Source organism: Bacillus sp. ABA4_010 (assembly GCF_056159105.1).
This window is the reverse complement of record NZ_JBSWUN010000003.1, coordinates 2,716,096-2,734,702: the sequence shown is the minus strand read 5'-3', so window position 1 is coordinate 2,734,702 and position 18,607 is coordinate 2,716,096. Positions and strand designations below refer to the sequence as shown.

16 protein-coding genes and 1 pseudogene are annotated in these 18,607 nt (G+C 39.7%); 12 read left to right on the top strand and 5 right to left on the bottom strand.

Annotation, left to right across the window (positions count from 1 at the left end):
• Window positions 1-103 precede the first annotated feature (103 nt).
• The 3 genes from typA (at window position 104) to ACXAEO_RS14735 (ending at window position 2,654) form a co-directional block, all read left to right on the top strand.
• Window positions 104-1,945 (top strand): translational GTPase TypA, encoded by a 1,842-nt coding sequence (typA, locus tag ACXAEO_RS14745; RefSeq protein WP_474882367.1) that lies wholly within the window; start codon window positions 104-106, stop codon window positions 1,943-1,945.
• Window positions 1,946-1,981: 36 nt separating this feature from the next.
• The gene (locus ACXAEO_RS14740; protein ID WP_474882364.1) at window positions 1,982-2,305 is read left to right on the top strand and encodes a YlaH-like family protein; all 324 of its coding nucleotides are present in this window, start codon (window positions 1,982-1,984) and stop codon (window positions 2,303-2,305) included.
• A gap of 61 nt (window positions 2,306-2,366) precedes the next feature.
• Window positions 2,367-2,654, top strand: a complete 288-nt coding sequence (locus tag ACXAEO_RS14735; RefSeq protein ID WP_474882362.1) for a hypothetical protein — start codon at window positions 2,367-2,369, stop codon at window positions 2,652-2,654.
• A gap of 30 nt (window positions 2,655-2,684) precedes the next feature.
• On the opposite strand, the gene ACXAEO_RS14730 is transcribed toward ACXAEO_RS14735, so the two are convergent.
• Together ACXAEO_RS14730 and ACXAEO_RS14725 are read right to left on the bottom strand one after the other, a co-directional pair.
• Window positions 2,685-3,131 (bottom strand): hypothetical protein, encoded by a 447-nt coding sequence (locus tag ACXAEO_RS14730; protein WP_474882359.1) that lies wholly within the window; start codon window positions 3,129-3,131, stop codon window positions 2,685-2,687.
• Between the two features lie 2 nt (window positions 3,132-3,133).
• Window positions 3,134-3,334 (bottom strand): YlaI family protein, encoded by a 201-nt coding sequence (locus ACXAEO_RS14725; RefSeq protein WP_474882357.1) that lies wholly within the window; start codon window positions 3,332-3,334, stop codon window positions 3,134-3,136.
• Window positions 3,335-3,648: 314 nt separating this feature from the next.
• Between ACXAEO_RS14725 and ACXAEO_RS14720 the strand changes: the two genes are divergently transcribed.
• Window positions 3,649-4,107, top strand: coding sequence for a pyridoxamine 5'-phosphate oxidase family protein (locus ACXAEO_RS14720; protein WP_474882354.1), 459 nt, complete (start codon window positions 3,649-3,651; stop codon window positions 4,105-4,107).
• Window positions 4,108-4,203: 96 nt separating this feature from the next.
• Here ACXAEO_RS14720 and ACXAEO_RS14715 read toward each other — a convergent pair whose 3' ends face one another.
• Window positions 4,204-4,800, bottom strand: coding sequence for a YhcN/YlaJ family sporulation lipoprotein (locus tag ACXAEO_RS14715; RefSeq protein WP_474882352.1), 597 nt, complete (start codon window positions 4,798-4,800; stop codon window positions 4,204-4,206).
• Window positions 4,801-5,008: 208 nt separating this feature from the next.
• On the opposite strand from ACXAEO_RS14715, the gene ACXAEO_RS14710 reads away from it, so the two are divergent.
• On the top strand, window positions 5,009-6,337 hold the full coding sequence (locus ACXAEO_RS14710; RefSeq protein ID WP_474882350.1) for a PhoH family protein: 1,329 nt from the start codon (window positions 5,009-5,011) through the stop codon (window positions 6,335-6,337).
• Window positions 6,338-6,393: 56 nt separating this feature from the next.
• Here ACXAEO_RS14710 and ACXAEO_RS14705 read toward each other — a convergent pair whose 3' ends face one another.
• The gene (locus tag ACXAEO_RS14705; protein ID WP_474882348.1) at window positions 6,394-6,891 is read right to left on the bottom strand and encodes a peptidyl-prolyl cis-trans isomerase; all 498 of its coding nucleotides are present in this window, start codon (window positions 6,889-6,891) and stop codon (window positions 6,394-6,396) included.
• Window positions 6,892-7,052: 161 nt separating this feature from the next.
• Between ACXAEO_RS14705 and ACXAEO_RS14700 the strand changes: the two genes are divergently transcribed.
• From ACXAEO_RS14700 to pyc, 3 genes are all read left to right on the top strand, one after another.
• Window positions 7,053-7,334: an Fpa/YlaN family protein gene (locus tag ACXAEO_RS14700; RefSeq protein WP_474882346.1), complete on the top strand. Its 282-nt coding sequence runs from the start codon at window positions 7,053-7,055 to the stop codon at window positions 7,332-7,334.
• Window positions 7,335-7,554: 220 nt separating this feature from the next.
• A complete protein-coding gene (locus tag ACXAEO_RS14695; protein ID WP_474882343.1) occupies window positions 7,555-8,763 on the top strand; it encodes an FtsW/RodA/SpoVE family cell cycle protein in 1,209 nt (402 codons plus the stop codon).
• Window positions 8,764-8,834: 71 nt separating this feature from the next.
• Window positions 8,835-12,284, top strand: coding sequence for a pyruvate carboxylase (pyc, locus tag ACXAEO_RS14690; RefSeq protein WP_474882341.1), 3,450 nt, complete (start codon window positions 8,835-8,837; stop codon window positions 12,282-12,284).
• Between the two features lie 90 nt (window positions 12,285-12,374).
• On the opposite strand, the gene ACXAEO_RS14685 is transcribed toward pyc, so the two are convergent.
• A complete protein-coding gene (locus ACXAEO_RS14685) occupies window positions 12,375-13,298 on the bottom strand; it encodes a COX15/CtaA family protein (RefSeq protein ID WP_474882339.1) in 924 nt (307 codons plus the stop codon).
• 697 nt (window positions 13,299-13,995) lie between these two features.
• Between ACXAEO_RS14685 and cyoE the strand changes: the two are divergent.
• From cyoE to ctaE, 4 genes and pseudogenes are all read left to right on the top strand, one after another.
• Window positions 13,996-14,835, top strand: a pseudogene (cyoE, locus tag ACXAEO_RS14680) (heme o synthase); the annotation flags it as partial.
• Window positions 14,836-15,008: 173 nt separating this feature from the next.
• Window positions 15,009-16,073 carry a cytochrome c oxidase subunit II gene (gene coxB, locus ACXAEO_RS14675; protein ID WP_474882336.1) on the top strand — a complete coding sequence of 355 codons (1,065 nt, stop codon included), beginning with the start codon at window positions 15,009-15,011 and terminating at the stop codon, window positions 16,071-16,073.
• A 42-nt stretch (window positions 16,074-16,115) separates the two neighbouring features.
• Entirely contained in the window at window positions 16,116-17,984 is a 1,869-nt protein-coding gene (gene ctaD, locus ACXAEO_RS14670) for a cytochrome c oxidase subunit I (RefSeq protein WP_474882334.1), read from the top strand.
• Window positions 17,984-18,607, top strand: a complete 624-nt coding sequence (gene ctaE, locus ACXAEO_RS14665; protein ID WP_474882332.1) for a cytochrome c oxidase subunit III — start codon at window positions 17,984-17,986, stop codon at window positions 18,605-18,607. Before ctaD ends, ctaE begins: the two co-directional genes overlap by 1 nt.

Here is an 18,607-nt window from a genome sequence, read left to right as displayed (position 1 = left end):
CCTCCCCGGATACTAATATAATAAGTGTACATAAAAGTATTCCGCATTTCTACATGTATTATGATATAATGTGTTAGTTATTATGAACATTAGGAGTGAAAATGTGAAGATTCGTCAAGATTTACGCAATATTGCGATTATTGCCCACGTAGACCATGGGAAAACAACATTAGTAGACCAGCTTTTACGCCAATCCGGTACGTTCCGCATCAATGAACAAGTAGAGGAACGTGCAATGGATTCTAACGATCTAGAACGTGAGCGCGGTATTACCATTTTAGCTAAAAATACTGCGATTAACTATAAAGATACTCGCATCAACATTTTAGATACACCTGGACATGCCGATTTCGGTGGTGAGGTAGAGCGTATCATGAAAATGGTTGACGGTGTATTATTAGTTGTCGATGCGTATGAAGGTTGTATGCCACAAACGCGCTTCGTACTGAAAAAAGCGTTAGAGCAAAACTTAACGCCTATCGTGGTTGTTAATAAAATTGACCGCGACTTTGCTCGTCCAGATGAAGTTGTCGATGAAGTTATCGACTTATTCATTGAATTAGGTGCAAATGAAGAACAACTGGAATTCCCAGTTGTCTTTGCTTCAGCGATGAACGGAACAGCAAGCTTAGACTCTGATCCGTCAAAACAAGAAGAAAACATGAATGTGTTATTTGAAACAATCACAGAAAATATTCCAGCACCTGTTGATAACAGTGAAGAGCCACTTCAATTCCAAGTTGCTATGCTAGACTACAATGATTATGTAGGCCGTATCGGAGTTGGACGCGTATTCCGCGGAACAATGAAAGTCGGACAACAAGTAGCACTTATGAAATTAGATGGTTCTGTTAAACAATTCCGCGTAACGAAAATCTTCGGTTTCCTTGGATTAAAACGTATTGAAATTCAAGAAGCGAAAGCAGGAGACTTAATTGCTGTTTCCGGAATGGAAGACATTAACGTAGGGGAAACAGTATGTCCGGTTGAACATCAAGATGCACTGCCTGTTTTACGTATTGATGAGCCTACATTACAAATGACATTCCTTGTTAACAACAGTCCGTTTGCCGGCCGTGAAGGAAAGTTTGTTACTGCTCGTAAAATTGAAGAACGTCTTCGTGCTCAATTAGAGACAGATGTAAGTTTACGTGTTGAAAATACAGATTCACCAGATGCGTGGGTTGTATCAGGACGCGGAGAGCTTCACCTTTCTATTTTAATTGAGAACATGCGCCGTGAAGGATATGAGCTTCAAGTATCTAAGCCAGAAGTTATCGTACGAGAAATTGACGGGGTAAGATGTGAGCCTGTTGAGCGCGTACAAATTGATGTTCCAGAAGAACATACAGGTTCGGTTATGGAGTCCATGGGTGCTCGTAAAGGTGAAATGGTTGATATGATCAACAATGGAAGCGGACAAGTTCGTCTTATTTTCATGGTTCCTGCACGTGGATTAATTGGTTATACAACAGAATTTTTATCATTAACAAGAGGTTTCGGAATCATCAACCACTCGTTTGATAGCTATCAGCCAATGCAAGCAGGACAAGTAGGGGGACGCCGTCAAGGGGTTCTAATCTCAATGGATACAGGAAAAGCGTCAACTTACGGAATCATGGGAATCGAAGACCGAGGCGTTATCTTCGTTGAGCCAGGTACAGAAGTGTATGAAGGGATGATTGTCGGTGAACACACACGCGATAATGACCTTGTCGTAAACGTTTGTAAGGTGAAACAAGCAACGAATATCCGTTCAGCAAATAAAGACCAAACGACAACGATGAAAAAACCTCGCATTATGTCATTAGAGCAATCTCTTGAGTATTTAAATGAAGATGAATATTGCGAGATTACGCCTGAATCAATCCGTCTTCGTAAAAAAATTCTTGATAAAAATGAACGTGAAAGAATTGCGAAGAAAAAGAAATACGCAGAAATTTAATAATGTTGAAAGGTAGCAAAGGGAGGGGGAGACGAAATGGATGTAAAAGAGCATTTATCCTTTTTTGCCGCTCTTTATAAGGTGGGAGACACACCGGAGGCCACGGAAATCGGCATGTGGCTGTTGTATTTGACCATTTTTGCGCTGTCTGTTTTAGTGTATAAATTGGGATTTGCTAAAAAACTCCCCATTTTAAAGTCAGCAATCATCTATACGTTTCTTGCTTTGGGGTGTACAGTTTTAACATTTTTAGGTATCTTTTTACCGGTTGCAGAAGGATTAGTCGTTGCCGCTCTCGTATTAATCATTTATAAGATTCGTTTACATCAATCGAAAAAACACGAAGCAAACACGAACTAATCACGTTCTCATGTCCCTTTAAAAGCTGTTGGACGGTCGGAACGGACAAGGGGTTGTCAAGATGAAATCGGTACAAGACGCCATCTATAATTGGTTAACGATTAAAGTGGTTGCTGATGCACGACCGGATGATGATGCAGCGCAAGAAACATTGATGTTTTTTCATCAGTTGTTAACGGAAGATCATCTTGTAAAGGAGATTTCTTTTCTGAAAGATGACATCATGTATTTTGTGACATACAAAGTAGATGGGGAAGAGAAACATCTTCGATTTCCTGTCGAGTTAATTGATGTTATGCATGATCAAATCGAGAAGGAACCGCAAAAATATGTTAACTACCCTAAATAAAAAAATCTCCCCGTAAGAAGGGAGATTTTTTTATTTAACGCTGTTCTGCCTATTTGTAGTCCATCTGTATGTTATAAATAAGCAAAATGCAAATAAAACATGCCCAAACGTCCAATAGCTAAACGATAACCAATCGTTGATGGCAGGTGTTTCCTTAATGGCCAGAATGGTCAAAGGAAAATATAACAAGACAGTAGGAGCCGTGATGGCGGCGGCTAACAAGAGTAGCGAACCGTTCGCTCGAATGGAGAAGGTTTGAACCACGAAAGAATAAGTTACCCCTACTACAATAGCAATGAACATATGAAAAAGAAATTCCATTTGTTCAGACCATTGAATGTCTCCAATCCATGGGAAGAAGTCGACATTTAATAATAAAGTGTACACTTTTTTATTCGTCACTGCTTCTATCCATTTTAGACTGACCCCTAATAAAATGCCGCTGATCGCCCCTGTCATCATCCCTGCTACAGTCATTTTTACCAATCTTCTTCTACTTTCCGCGGTTGATACAAGCTGAATTTCCCAGAAGCTGCTCGTTCCTTTGTTCGCTTTTCAATTCGGCTGTAGCAATCTGAACACATATATGTATGAATAGGGCGGTTACGCAAGCGTTTAGCCAATAATGTTTCATCTTCTATGGACTCAATCTTGTCACATAGCACACATTTTACTCTCATTTTTTCACCTCAAAACAGTTATTTTTTCTATTTCTCTTCAGTTTCCTATAAAAGGATGCAAAAGACTAACAATCGACAATCTTTGCCGAACAAATCGGTTTCACTCATCGCATTGTTTGAAGAAAAGGATGCAAAATAAAGGATATATTGATTATGGGCGGAAAGAAAGAAGGATGTCAATTTATTTTCGTCGAAGAAAGCTTTTAAAGAGGAAAATTCGAAATATTTCGTGTCATAAAATTTTTACGTTTCTTTTCCGGTAAAAAGTAGGTACTATAAGCGTGAGGGAAGAAAGAAACTAGGAGGGGATTATATTGGCTAATCAAGTAGAGCAAACATTAATTGAACCATTATTCGATAGCTTACAAAAGGAGCGTTTTGTCACATTGGCAACCGTTGATTTCGAGACGAATTCTCCGAATGTGAGTGCAATTTCTTGGGTGCTAGCAAAAGACCCATCCCGCATTTATTTCGCTGTCGACAACCGTTCAAGGATTGTAAGCAATATCCAAGCCCATAGTGGTGTTGTCATCAATATGATTGCTAACGAGTCATGTTATTCCATCAGCGGTTCCGCTTTGTTAAAGCAAGAACGTTTAGAAGGTGTTCCATTGAAGTTGGCTTTAATCGAAGTAACGATTCAAGAAGTACGAGATGTTATGTTTTATGGATCGAAAATTGCTGCAGAGCCTGTATATGAAAAAACGTATGATCCAACAGCAGCTGCACGGCTTGATAAGCAAGTGATGGATGCCATGAGAGAAGCCGACTAACAGGATACACACGTTACGAAAAAGGCCTCATCATAACCGTCAAATTTTATGATGAGGCCTGCACTTCAAAACCATCTGTATATTGAACAACGGTTGTTATTTGTAGAGATGATTATTTGATTGATCTTGTTGTTCTTTTTTCAACTCTTTTTGTTCACCAGCTGGCAGTTGGTCATCGCTAGTTTCAGTTTCGGACGGATTTTTTCGAATGTCGGTTGCCGCTTCAGGAATGATTCGTCCAGCGATATCTGCAAGCTCTTCGAGGAATCCGGTAATCGGTTTACCGCCTCGAATGTCAGCACCTATTTCCTGTAAGCGGGCATATGTGTCAGGATCAGCGATAACGATAGCGTTAGCTCCAAATGGGTCTTTCTTTAAGCTTTCTGCCACTGAGTATTTAATTGAGCCTACTTCAGAGCGCTCTAATTTGGCATCTACATCAATTCCGACCAATGCGTATTTCCCGACAACAATCGCCGTTGCATCGTTAACATTTGGAACACGTGTGGCCAGTTGAACAAGATGCCGTGAAATGTCTTGTGCAGAGCGCTGCTGAATTTGTTCCGGTGCGCTGTTTTTCACACGAATCAACTCTGACTGATTTTGATTTTCTTCAACCGACCGTTGATTCATCGTACAAGCTGACAAAAGATAAGAGAGAAGAACGGTGAAAAGCAATAGATGCTTTGGCATAGAGCAAAAATCCCCCTTTTACTTAAGAATCTTGTCTTTATTGTTTAATAAATCTTCTATCTTTATTCGTTAATTCATATATTTAAAGCAAACGGTTCTTCATCAAGGGGTGCGTACATAATGGTTAAGAAAAAAGGAGCCATCAAGTAGTGGATGGAGCCAACATTTACTACTTCTTGAAAAACTACTTGGGGTAGGAGGCGGAAGATTGAGAAAAATTTATGTATTAGATACGAATGTACTATTACAAGATCCGCATTCAATTTTTTCTTTTGAAGACAATGAAGTGGTTATACCGGCTGTTGTATTGGAAGAAGTGGACTCTAAAAAAAGAAATATGGATGAAGTCGGCAGAAATGCTCGGCATGTATCTAAAATAATTGATAATTTGAGACAAGATGGAAAACTGCATGAAACGATTTCCCTTGAAACAGGAGGATCGTTGCGAATTGAATTGAATCATCGTTCATTTCATCAATTACAAGAGATCTTTATAGAGAAAACGAACGACAACCGAATATTGGCAGTCGCGAAAAATTTATCCCTTGAAGAAGAAACAAAAGAAGATGGAAGACAGGTTATTTTAGTCAGTAAAGATGTGCTGGTGAGAGTGAAGGCTGATGCTATTGGATTAACGGCAGAAGATTTTTTAAGTGACAGGGTTGTCGAATATGACAGCATTTATAAAGGGTTTTTAGAGGTATATATTCAAAAAGATTTATTAAGTACTTTTTACGAGAAAGGAGAATTACCGCTTTCTCAAATGGCCCATCATCCTTTTTACCCTAATCAGTTCATCGTCATGAAAGATGCGTTTGGCAGTTCGGGGTCGGCTGTCGGTATTGTTGATCAAGCGGGTAAAAAAGTGCGTAAGCTCGTGTATGAGTATGATCATATATGGGGGATTAAGCCTCGAAACGTTCAGCAGACGATGGCGATTGAGTTGTTGCTGCGAGATGATGTATCTTTAGTCACGTTAATCGGAAAAGCAGGAACAGGAAAAACGCTTCTTGCCCTTGCAGCTGGCTTAATGCAGACAGAGGATTTAGGGTATTTTAAAAAATTACTTGTCGCTCGTCCGATTGTTCCAGTAGGAAAAGATTTAGGTTTTCTCCCGGGAGAAAAGCAAGAAAAGTTAAGGCCGTGGGTACAGCCTATTTATGATAACTTAGAATATTTATTCAACACGAAAAAACCGGGCGAGCTAGATGCTATACTCGCAGGTATGGGGTCTATTGAAGTGGAAGCTCTCACATATATTCGAGGGAGAAGTATTCCCGATCAGTTCATCATTATAGATGAAGCGCAAAATTTAACGAAACATGAAGTAAAGACTATTTTAACGAGAGTGGGGGAACGAAGTAAAATTGTGTTAATGGGGGACCCTGCTCAAATTGATCACCCTTATTTGGATGAATACAATAATGGCTTAACATATGTCGTGGAAAAATTTAAAGACCAAAAAATTTCAGGGCACGTCAATCTTGTAAAAGGTGAGCGTTCTGCACTAGCACAGTTGGCTGCCGATTTACTTTAACCCTTCTTTGACTAAAGGCAGCCTCTTTAAAGAGGCTGCCTTTAGTCAAAAAGTCTTTATTGAATAATAAATTTTTGAACATGTTTAATTGGCTCCTGCTGATTGGAGCCATCACCAAAATAAACGTGAACAGGACCGTCCGTTTTTAATGGCTTGCCAAGGTGAGAGAAGGCTAAAATAATGGTTTCAGCCTTTTCAAGCGATATTTCAATCGTTTCATGCTCTGTTTGGATTAAGCAAGTAGTAGCTTGTTCGTCAGGTTCGGCATTTTTTAAGAAATGTTTGAAGGGAATGCCAAAAGACCCATTAATAATCTTTTCTTTTTCAAACCGTTTTTCCGTTTTCAGTGTCGGAGGGAATACGGCTCCTTCGCGTATTTCTCGATCCCAATGAGCAGAAATATTTTTTGTATAGGAGGAAAGCTCATCTTCCTTCTCGGTAGTCGAATGAAAGAATGTATTTAAATCTACTTTGCGATCATCGAAAATCCAAACCCCCGGGTCTAACGTAATTTTATATTGTACACTTCCTTCAATAGATAGAATATTTTCCATCTTCCTCACCATCCCTTTTCCCAAATTCTCCTTATTAGTATAAAGAGTTTATGGAAAGATGTCACCATGAGACTCCCTTGTTTTTTCTTGCAATTTCAACGTTTTAACGATATTATTTAAAGATAGAATGAGGAATATGCTCGGGAACGGAGGGACTGATTTTGACGCCTGAGATTACAATAGACCATCGAGATAAAGCATATGCTTTGTTAAAAGCAGACGCAGACAAAATTTTAAAGCTTATTAAAGTTCAGATGGACAACTTGACAATGCCTCAATGTCCGCTGTATGAAGAAGTGCTAGATACACAAATGTTCGGATTATCGAGGGAAATTGATTTTGCGGTACGTCTGGAACTTATTGATGAATCTATCGGAAAAGCACTGTTAGATCGTCTTGAACGTGAATTGTCAGCGTTGCATGAAGCGTTTACAAGGAAATAGATCGAAAACATATATTCTGTTAACTCAAACTATGATTTTAGTTTGAGTTTTTTCGTAAAAGGCGGCATAAAGAGCTTTAGTATGTTTGTATGAACGATACATTTTTGTTCATAGATATAATGGTTTTTCTCCGCCCAAAACAAAGAAAATATAGTAAAATGAAGAGGACAACCTTGTCCATTCATACCTTCCAAAACGAACAGGTAAAGGAAGAGGTAGCATGTTTAAAAGAATGTTCCGCTATTACGATTATACGATTATTATCGCCATCATATGTTTATGTGCGATTGGGCTTGTCATGATATACAGTGCCAGTATGGTAACGAGTGTAACTCGTTATGAAGTTCCGCACGACTTTTTTTATAATCGCCAGAAATGGTGGCTTGTTATTGCTTTTGGCTTTTTCTTCCTTGTGATGATTACGCCTTATCAATTGCTCCCGAAAATCATTCCTTTTATCATTGTGGGAATTATAGGTGCTTTATTCGTTTTATTTTTCTTTGGACATACAGCAGGAAATGCTAAAAGTTGGATCAAATTAGGCGGAGCCAGTATTCAGCCAGCCGAATTTGCCAAGCTTGGCATCATTCTGTATTTGGCCATGGTATTTTCTAAACGGCAAGAATACATTAATGATTTCCGAAGAGCATTTCGAGGGCCGATTATTTTGACGGTAGGTACTTTAGGGCTTGTTGTCCTTCAGCCGGATTTAGGGACCGCGATGTTGATTGGTCTCATTGCCGCCTCTGTGATGGCCTGTTCAGGCATTAATTTTAAAACTTTTATGAAACTTGTTCAATTCGGAGTTGTGTTTATGATCTTCGGGGGACTTGGGGCGTGGGCGACAGGGTACATAACCGAGGAGCGTATGTCCCGTTTTACAGGGGCAGGTGATCCGTTTGAGCATGCGGAAGACGCCGGCTATCAGCTCGTCAATTCATATTTAGCGATTGGCTCAGGAGGAATAAAAGGGCTGGGGCTTGGAGAAAGCATCCAAAAATATGGCTATTTACCGGAATCTCATACTGATTTTATCATGGCAGTCATTGCGGAAGAGCTTGGTTTCTTTGGCGTTTCCGTTGTGTTGTTTCTGTTATTTTTTATCGTCGTCAAAACGCTTTTGCTTGCTAAAAGATGTGATGATCCTTTTGGTAGTTTAATTTGTGTTGGAGTCGGTACGATGATTTCTGTCCAAACATTTGTTAATCTTGGAGGGTTGACAGGAATACTCCCTATTACCGGTGTTCCACTTCCGTTTATCAGTTATGGAGGCTCTTCTCTTTTACTATTGATGGTTTCAATGGGGATTGTTGTTAATGTGTCTATGTTTACGAATTACAGAAAAGATAAGAATAAACAATCTAATCTTCATCAGCAAAAAGCGGTCATCAAAAAGGGGAACATCTCAACTTTAAATTCGGATGTGTAAAACGATGGGGAATTCCCCATCGTTCTATATATATTTTGAAAGATTGTATGAGTTTGAAAGGGGATGATAGTGTGAGCTTTACAAAGAAGATTAAAAAAGTACTTGTTGCCAACCGAGGGGAAATTGCTATTCGAGTTTTTCGAGCATGTAACGAACTGAATATTCGAACTGTTGCCATCTATTCAAAAGAAGACAGCGGTTCCTATCATCGTTACAAAGCAGATGAAGCTTATTTAGTAGGAGAAGGTAAAAAACCGATTGATGCTTATTTAGATATTGAAAACATCATTGAAATTGCCAAAACACATGATGTGGATGCAATTCATCCTGGTTATGGATTTTTGTCGGAAAACATCAATTTTGCCAAGCGTTGTGAAGAAGAAGGTATTATTTTTATCGGGCCAAAATCCAAACACCTTGATATGTTCGGCGATAAAGTGAAAGCACGCCAACAAGCGATTGAAGCAGGTATACCTGTTATTCCAGGGAGCAATGGACCTATCGCCAATTTAGAAGAGGCGAAAGAATTTGGAAAAGAGCATGGTTATCCCATTATGATTAAAGCGGCGCTTGGAGGCGGAGGACGTGGAATGCGTATTGTCCGTGGAGAAGCGAGCTTAAAAGAATCATATGAACGAGCGAAGTCAGAGGCGAAGGCAGCGTTTGGGACAGATGAAGTGTATATAGAAAAATTTGTGGAGAACCCCAAACACATTGAAGTCCAAATTTTAGGAGATCACGAAGGGAATGTGATTCATCTATATGAGCGGGATTGTTCTGTACAGCGCCGTCACCAAAAAGTGGTGGAAGTAGCCCCAAGTGTTTCTTTACCTGAAAGCCTACGTCAAGCGATTTGTGAAGCAGCAGTTCACCTGATGAAAAATGTGTCATACATAAATGCTGGAACAGTCGAATTCCTTGTAACAGGTGACCAATTTTACTTCATTGAAGTAAACCCACGTGTACAAGTAGAGCATACAATTACAGAAATGATTACAGGAATTGACATCGTTCAATCGCAAATTTTAATTGCGGACGGGTACGCACTTCACAGTAAAGAAGTAGCGATTCCAACGCAGGAAAAGGTAGTTGTGCACGGTTACGCCATCCAATCACGTGTTACAACAGAAGACCCGCAAAATAATTTTATGCCTGATACGGGAAAGATTATGGCCTACCGTTCAGGAGGCGGGTTTGGTGTTCGTCTTGATACAGGAAATAGCTTTCAAGGTGCGGTCATCACTCCTTATTACGACTCTCTTCTTGTTAAAGTGACAACATGGGCTTTAACATTTGAGCAAGCTGCAGCGAAAATGGTCCGAAATTTAAGAGAATTTCGTATTCGAGGGATTAAAACAAATATTCCATTCCTTGAAAATGTTGTGAAGCATGAAGATTTCTTGACAGGGAACTACAACACGTCATTTATTGATTCGTCTCCCGAATTATTCGTATTCCCAAAACGGAAAGATCGCGGGACAAAAATGCTGACGTATATCGGAAACGTAACCGTAAACGGATTCCCAGGGGTCGCGAAAAAGAAAAAACCAGTATTTGATAAACCGGTTGTCCCTGAAGTGAAGCGCTCTGAGCCTATTCCAGCAGGGGTCAAACAAATTTTAGAGGCACATGGAGCTGAGGGAGTTGTCAAGTGGATAAAAGAACAAAAAGAAGTACTCTTAACAGATACAACGTTTCGTGATGCTCATCAATCCCTCCTTGCCACACGTGTGCGTACAAATGATTTAAGACATATTGCTGAACCGACAGCTCGATTATTGCCAAATTTATTTTCAGCTGAAATGTGGGGAGGCGCGACGTTTGATGTTTCTTATCGCTTCTTGAAGGAAGATCCGTGGGACCGTTTATTGAAGCTTCGGGAAGAAATGCCAAATGTATTGTTCCAAATGCTTTTACGGGCTTCTAATGCAGTCGGTTATAAAAATTATCCAGACAATGTGATAAAAGAGTTTGTAGAAAAATCAGCTCAAGCGGGCATTGATGTGTTCCGCATCTTTGATAGCTTAAACTGGGTAAAAGGCATGACACTGGCCATTGATGCAGTAAGAGACAGCGGGAAAATCGCTGAGGCAGCGATGTGTTATACAGGAGATATTTTAGATCCGACAAGAACAAAATATGACTTAACATATTACAAAAATTTTGCAAAAGAGCTGGAAGCTGCCGGTGCTCATATCCTTGGCATAAAAGATATGGCAGGACTGTTGAAACCACAGGCTGCTTATGAATTGATTTCTGCTTTAAAAGAGACGGTCGACATCCCAATACATTTGCACACCCACGATACGAGCGGAAATGGCTTATTTATGTATGCAAAGGCAATTGAAGCCGGGGTGGATATTGTTGATGTAGCGGTGAGCTCGATGGCGGGATTAACATCTCAGCCAAGCGCTAATTCATTGTACTATGCTTTAGAAGGTCATAAACGTAGACCGCAAATCGACATTCAAGGACTGGAGCAAATTTCTCGTTATTGGGAAGATGTCCGTAAGTACTATAGCGATTTTGAAAGTGGTATGAATGCTCCTCATACTGAGGTATATGTTCATGAAATGCCGGGAGGTCAATATAGTAATTTGCAGCAGCAAGCAAAAGCTGTAGGCCTTGGAGACCGCTGGGAAGAAGTAAAGGACATGTATTCGCGCGTCAATCATCTGTTTGGAGATATTGTAAAAGTCACTCCTTCTTCCAAAGTTGTGGGGGATATGGCCCTTTACATGGTTCAAAACAATTTAACGGAAGATGATGTGTACGAACGTGGAGAAATGCTAGATTTCCCAGACTCTGTCGTAGAATTGTTTGAAGGGTACTTAGGTCAGCCGCATGGCGGATTTCCGAAGGAGCTTCAACGTATCATCTTAAAAGGGAAAGAGCCAATTAGTGTACGTCCTGGGGAGCTGTTAGAGCCTGTCAATTTCCAAGAAATTAAAGAAACACTCTATCATACGTTAAACCGGCCTGTCACAAGCCATGAAGTCCTTGCGCATGCATTGTATCCAAAAGTGTTCATGGATTACCAGAAGACGGTTGAACAGTATGGAGATATTTCAGTGCTTGATACTCCAACTTTCTTATATGGGATGCGTCTTGGAGAAGAGATTGAAGTGGAAATTGAACGTGGGAAAACATTAATTGTGAAGTTGGTGTCAATTGGTGAACCACAAGCAGATGGGACAAGGATTCTTTATTTTGAACTGAATGGCCAATCACGTGAAATTATTATTAAAGATGAAAGTGTTAAAACGACGATTCAAGCAAGAATGAAAGCAGATAGCAACAATCCACATCATATCGGTGCGTCTATGCCAGGAACGGTATTGAAAATTCTTGTAGAAAAAGGGGAAAAGGTTTCAAAAGGTGATCACCTCATGATTACGGAAGCGATGAAGATGGAAACAACAGTTCAAGCGCCGTTTTCAGGTGTAATCCAAGAAGTATATGTTAAAAATGGAGATGCCATTCAAACAGGCGATCTTCTCATTGAATTAATAAAATCATAAAAAGACAGGAAAGGGGAGGCCTCATAGGGGCTTCCCCTTTCCTGTCTAGAAGATTGTCCTTCACAATTCGGTACGTTTCTTCAGGTTCATTTACGATTTCGTTGTTTTAGGTGAAGAAACGGATTTGCTCCGCGTTGATACGAGCGTCAAGTAACTCAGTACACCAAATAAACAAGAAATAATTAATGCATGCAATAGTGCAACAAAGAGGTTAAGGCGTGTGAAAATAATCGCGATACCTGAAGCAGCCTGCAGGGATACAAGAATGAAAGCAATCATCCAACCGGAATAAATCACTTTTTGTGTTCGATAGTGTTTATAGGCGTGAACAAAGGCAATCAAAATCCATACAAAAATGAGGCTGGCTGCAACTCGGTGTCCCATTTGCACCCACTCATGCATTTGAACGGGAAATAATCGGTTTTGAGAACAAAAAGGGACAGATGGACAAGCTAAGCTGGCGTTTGTATGGCGCACTAATGCACCGGTATAGACGACAAGATAGCTGTAGATGATAATACCGTAAATATGGAATTTCATCTTTTTATCAAGTTCAATTGAACTAGCGTCAAAACGTTTATCTACCTCAAAAACCATCAATGTTAATAGGAAGACAGAGGCAAATGAAATAAGAGAAATACCAAAATGCAATGCCAATACAGCATCTGATTGCCCCCATACGACAGCTGCTGCTCCAATTAAAGCTTGAAGGAGTAGAAAAAAGAATGAAACAACAGCTAAAAATCTAGCTTCTTTCACATGTTTTAATGCAAACCATGACCAGACGGACAATGCTAAAACAAGAAGTCCTCCAGCACCTGAAACGACACGGTGACTCAGTTCAATGACGAGTTCCGGTGTGATGTTGCTTGGAATCAGTTCTCCATGGCAAAGCGGCCATGATGTCCCGCATCCTGCTCCTGATTCTGTTTTAGTTACAAGCGCTCCCCCTAATAAAATGAGAAGCATAACGAGTGTTGTTGCAACAGCCAACCATTTTAATCCACGATGCAATCTATTTCACCATCCTATACTGCAATTCATTATTGTGAAGCTTAAATAAAGGGCTCTGAAATGAGAGAGTTCTTTTACTTCAATTTATTATATCAATAAAAATAAAGGTATAAGCTTAGAAAAAAGGAATATTTTTTGAAATGTCGATTTTTTATTGAGAAAGGATATTAAATGTAAGAGATACAATAAAAAAAGTCAAAATTGATACTATTTTATACGTTTTTTGTCAATAATGGTAAAGTTGCTTTTTATCACTATACCTATAGTGTAAATAAAGATTAGTTGTTGCATTTCCCTATTTTAAATTTAAATCGACAAAAGAAGCAACCTATAAGGTACGTTTTTCACTACTTGACAAAAAAAAAACATATTTTTTTCATAAAATCTTCACAAAAATGGTTGAAAATGTGTTTTAATAGACACGAGAAATATGTTCTAATTATTATATAGTACTATACAAATTTTGGTATTTTCATTTTTGTACGCTAATTACAAGCCCTAGTTGATGCTTGTTTTTAGTCCAAGGAATGGAAAGTAAGAAAACCCTTACAGAGACTGCTGTTAATAATCATGCAGGATGGCCAATGAAGGAGGGGATATGATGAATGATACGAGGGTATTAGACGAGACAACTGTATCCGCTTCAAACACGAGTCCTCAATTAGCACAACAAGTTAGTCTATGGCAAGACTTTTTAGCAACCATTAAAATAGGAATTGTTAATTCGAACCTTATTACAGCCTTCACCGGCTTTTGGCTCGCATTACATTTCAATGGAAAAAGTTTTTTAAGTGCTCTGGATCTTGCCTTTTTTACACTAACAGGCACTGCACTTATTATTGCTGGTTCTTGTAGCTTAAATAATTATGTTGATCGTGATATTGACCATTTAATGGAACGTACGAGAGGTAGACCGACAGTAACAGGAAGATTCAACCCTGTCACCGTTCTTATAATGGGAGTTGGTTTTACTTTAACGGGGTTGCTTATGCTTATGATTACAAGTGTTACTGCCGCGCTCATTGGTCTTGTTGGGGTAGTGACCTATGTTTTCTTCTACACGATGTGGTCTAAGCGTTTATATACTATCAATACTGTTATAGGAAGCGTATCTGGAGCAGTACCACCGTTAATCGGCTGGGCTGCAGTGGATAGCAATCTGCACATTGTCGCTTGGGTATTATTTTTAATTATGTTCATTTGGCAGCCTCCACATTTCTTGGCTTTAGCCATGAGAAGATGCGAGGAATACAGAGCGGCGGGCATACCGATGCTTCCGGTTGTTCACGGCTTTGAAATAACAAAGCGCCAAATTATCATTTGGATTGCATGTTTACTGCCGCTTCCATTTTACCTTTATGGATTGGGAGCCATTTTTTTAGGCGTTGCTACACTGCTTAATGCAGGGTGGCTCATTCTAGGGGTCATAAAGTATAAAAAGATGGAAGATGTGAAATGGGCAAGCATGATGTTTATCTACTCTTTAAATTACTTAACAATCATGTTTGTCACGATGATTATTGCTACGTTAATTTAGGCTTTGTTAACTGGGGTATGTTCAGCTGACCTATTTTCAGAATAGTATGCAAGTAGGTTAGGGGATGCCGAAAACATGAGTTAGCAAGTCTTTAAGTTAAGGAATTTCTTCTAAACATAGAATTGATATAGAAGGAATTTACACATCAAGGGAAAGAGGGGTTTGGATAAGCTATGAAAAACTGGCTACCAAAATGGCGAGTCATGTCTTTATTCAGCATGATAGCGCTTTTATTAGCCGGCTGTGGAAAACCGTTTCTATCAACGTTGCAGCCAGCTGGTGAAGTAGCGAGCATGCAGTATGACCTGATGCTGCTTAGCACTGTGATTATGGTACTCGTTATTATTGTTGTTACCATTATCTTTATTTATGTAGTAGTTCGTTTCCGTCGCCGTAAAGGAGACGAAAATGTGATTCCAAAGCAAGTAGAGGGAAGTCACAAACTAGAAATCATCTGGACTGTTATCCCTATTCTATTACTCATTATCTTAACAGTTCCCACTGTAGCTTATACATTTAAGCTTGCAGATGTAAAAGAGATGGAAGGTGCAAACAAAGAAGATGCCATGATCATCAATGTTCGTGCCAATGCTTACTGGTGGGAATTTGAATATCCCAACCAAGAAGTTGTAACGTCTCAAGATCTTGTCGTACCAACAGATCAAAAAGTGTATTTTAACCTTAAAGCTTCTGACGTAAAGCATTCATTCTGGATTCCTGCTGTCGGTGGAAAAATGGATACGAATACAGATGTAGTGAATCAGTTCTGGTTGGAATTTGACTCTGAAAAATCAGAAGAAGCAGGGGGCGTATTTTACGGGAAATGTGCCGAGCTATGCGGTCCGTCACATGCTTTAATGGACTTCAAAGTAAAAGCGCTACCAAAAGATGAGTTTGATGCTTGGGTAAAAGATATTAAAGCAGCAAAACCACAAGTTGTGGACGCAGACACGCAAGCAGGGGAAGAGCTCTTCGCTCAAAGCTGTATTGGCTGTCACGCGATTGAAGCACAAGATAATCGTCCAGAACAAGCTCGTCAAGCTCCAAACTTAGCCGGGTTTGCAGATCGTGAAAAGGTTGCTGGGATTTTAGACCATAATGAAGAAAATATTAAAGCATGGTTAGAAGATCCAGAGTACTACAAACCAGGTAATAAGATGACTGGCACATACGATGAATTGTCACCTGAACAGATTGATCAACTAACAAAATATTTACAATCTTTAAAGCTCAAGTAAGTCTGCTCAGTTTGGGGAGTTTTATAAAAGGGAGGTAAAACCGTGAGTACGTTAACTCAGAAAAAAGGAGTCGGCGCGGTAATATGGGATTATTTAACGACAGTAGACCATAAAAAAATCGCGATCCTTTACTTAATTGCCGGAGGATTTTTCTTCCTCGTTGGTGGCCTTGAAGCTCTATTTATACGTATCCAGCTTGCGGTTCCGAACAATGATTTCGTGAGTGGTGGTCTTTACAACGAAATTTTGACAATGCACGGAACAACGATGATTTTCCTAGCTGCGATGCCTCTTTTATTTGCACTAATGAATGCCGTCATGCCACTACAAATTGGTGCTCGTGACGTAGCATTTCCATTTTTAAACTCATTAGGTTTTTGGTTATTCTTTTTTGGCGGTGTATTTTTAAACTTATCATGGTTCATGGGCGGAGCACCTGATGCTGGATGGACATCATATGCCTCTTTATCATTGGCTTCACCTGGACATGGAATTGATTTTTATGCATTAGGGCTGCAAATTTCGGGTGCTGGAACATTAATCGGGGGAATTAACTTTCTTGTTACGATTATTAATATGCGCGCCCCAGGAATGACATATATGCGCATGCCATTGTTTACATGGTCTACGTTTGTGGCATCTGCTCTAATCTTATTTGCTTTCCCTCCATTAACAGTCGGCCTATTCTTAATGATTTTTGACCGATTATTCGGCTCTAATTTCTTTGATCCGGCTCTAGGTGGTAATACAATTATTTGGGAACATTTATTCTGGATTTTCGGACACCCTGAAGTATACATACTTGTACTTCCTGCATTCGGTGTGTTCTCTGAAATTTTTGCAACATTTTCAAGAAAACGTCTATTCGGATACTCTTCTATGGTATTTGCGACTGTATTAATTGGTTTCTTAGGATTCATGGTATGGGCTCATCATATGTTCACAACGGGTCTAGGGCCAATTGCTAATGCTATTTTTGCAGTTGCGACTATGGCTATTGCGGTACCAACGGGAATTAAAATCTTTAACTGGTTATTAACGCTTTGGGGCGGAAGCATTCAATTTACATCTCCAATGCTTTACGCAGTAGCCTTCATTCCTTCATTCGTTATGGGGGGCGTTACAGGTGTTATGAATGCGGCAGCTCCTGCCGACTATCAATACCATGACAGTTATTTCGTAGTAGCTCACTTTCACTATGTAATCGTTGGTGGGGTTGTATTTGGTATCTTAGCGGGTGTCACATACTGGTGGCCAAAAATGTTTGGTCGTATGCTGAATGAAACACTCAGTAAAGCAACTTTCTGGTTATTCTTAATTGGTTTCCATTTAACATTCTTTATTCAGCATTTCCTTGGTTTAATGGGGATGCCGCGTCGTATTTGGAAGTTCTTGCCTGGTCAAGGGTTGGAAACTGGAAACTTAATTAGTTCAATTGGGGCATTCTTCATGGCTGCCGCGACCATTATTTTATTAATTAACGTAATTAAAACAAGCATTAACGGACCAAAGGCTGAAGGAGATGCGTGGGGTGACGGCCGTACATTAGAATGGGCTATTTCTTCTCCGCCGCCTGAATATAACTTCAAGCAAACGCCGCTTGTTCGTGGTCTTGACGCTTTGTGGGTTGAAAAAATGGAAGGGAAAAAAGGGATGACTCCAGCAGAACCAATTGGAGATATTCATATGCCAAACAACTCCTTCATCCCATTTGTCATGTCGCTTGGTTTGTTTGTTGCAGCATACGGTTTCTTGCACCGTAATGAAGCAGCCTGGGGAGATATTGTAGGAGCAGTTGGTATGTTAATTACATTGCTGAGCATGTTCTTCCGTTCTTGGATCGATGATTTAGGTTACCATATCCATAAAGAGGATTTATTGAAAGACGATGATAAGGGGGCTAAGGCATAATGGAAATTAATGAAAAATTAACACCTGAAACCTTCCCGGCATCGCCTGAAAAAGCTACCCTCGAAGGTAAAAATAAATTTTTAGGCTTCTGGCTTTTCCTTGGTGGAGAGACTGTGCTTTTCGCGTCACTATTTGCGACGTATTTAGCTTTAAAAGATCATACAGCAAGTGGTCCAACAACACAGGATATTTTTGAATTACCGCTCGTATTTATTGCGACAATGCTTTTATTGACAAGTAGTTTAACAAGCGTGTACGCGATGTATCACATGAAAAACTTCGATTTCTCTAAAATGATGGTGTGGCTTGGTGTAACAGTTGCTTTAGGAGCTGCGTTCCTTGGGTTGGAGATTTACGAGTTTAATCATTATGTACATGAATATGGCCATACTTTTTCAAGTAGTGCCTTTGGTTCCGCGTTTTATACATTAGTTGGCTTTCACGGCGGACACGTAGCGGTAGGTCTTCTCTGGATTCTTACGCTTATGATTCGAAATGCTAAGCGTGGTCTTAATTTATATAACGCACCAAAATTTTATGTAGCAAGTCTTTACTGGCATTTTATCGACGTTGTATGGGTATTTATCTTTACAGTCGTATATTTAATGGGAATGGTGGGATAA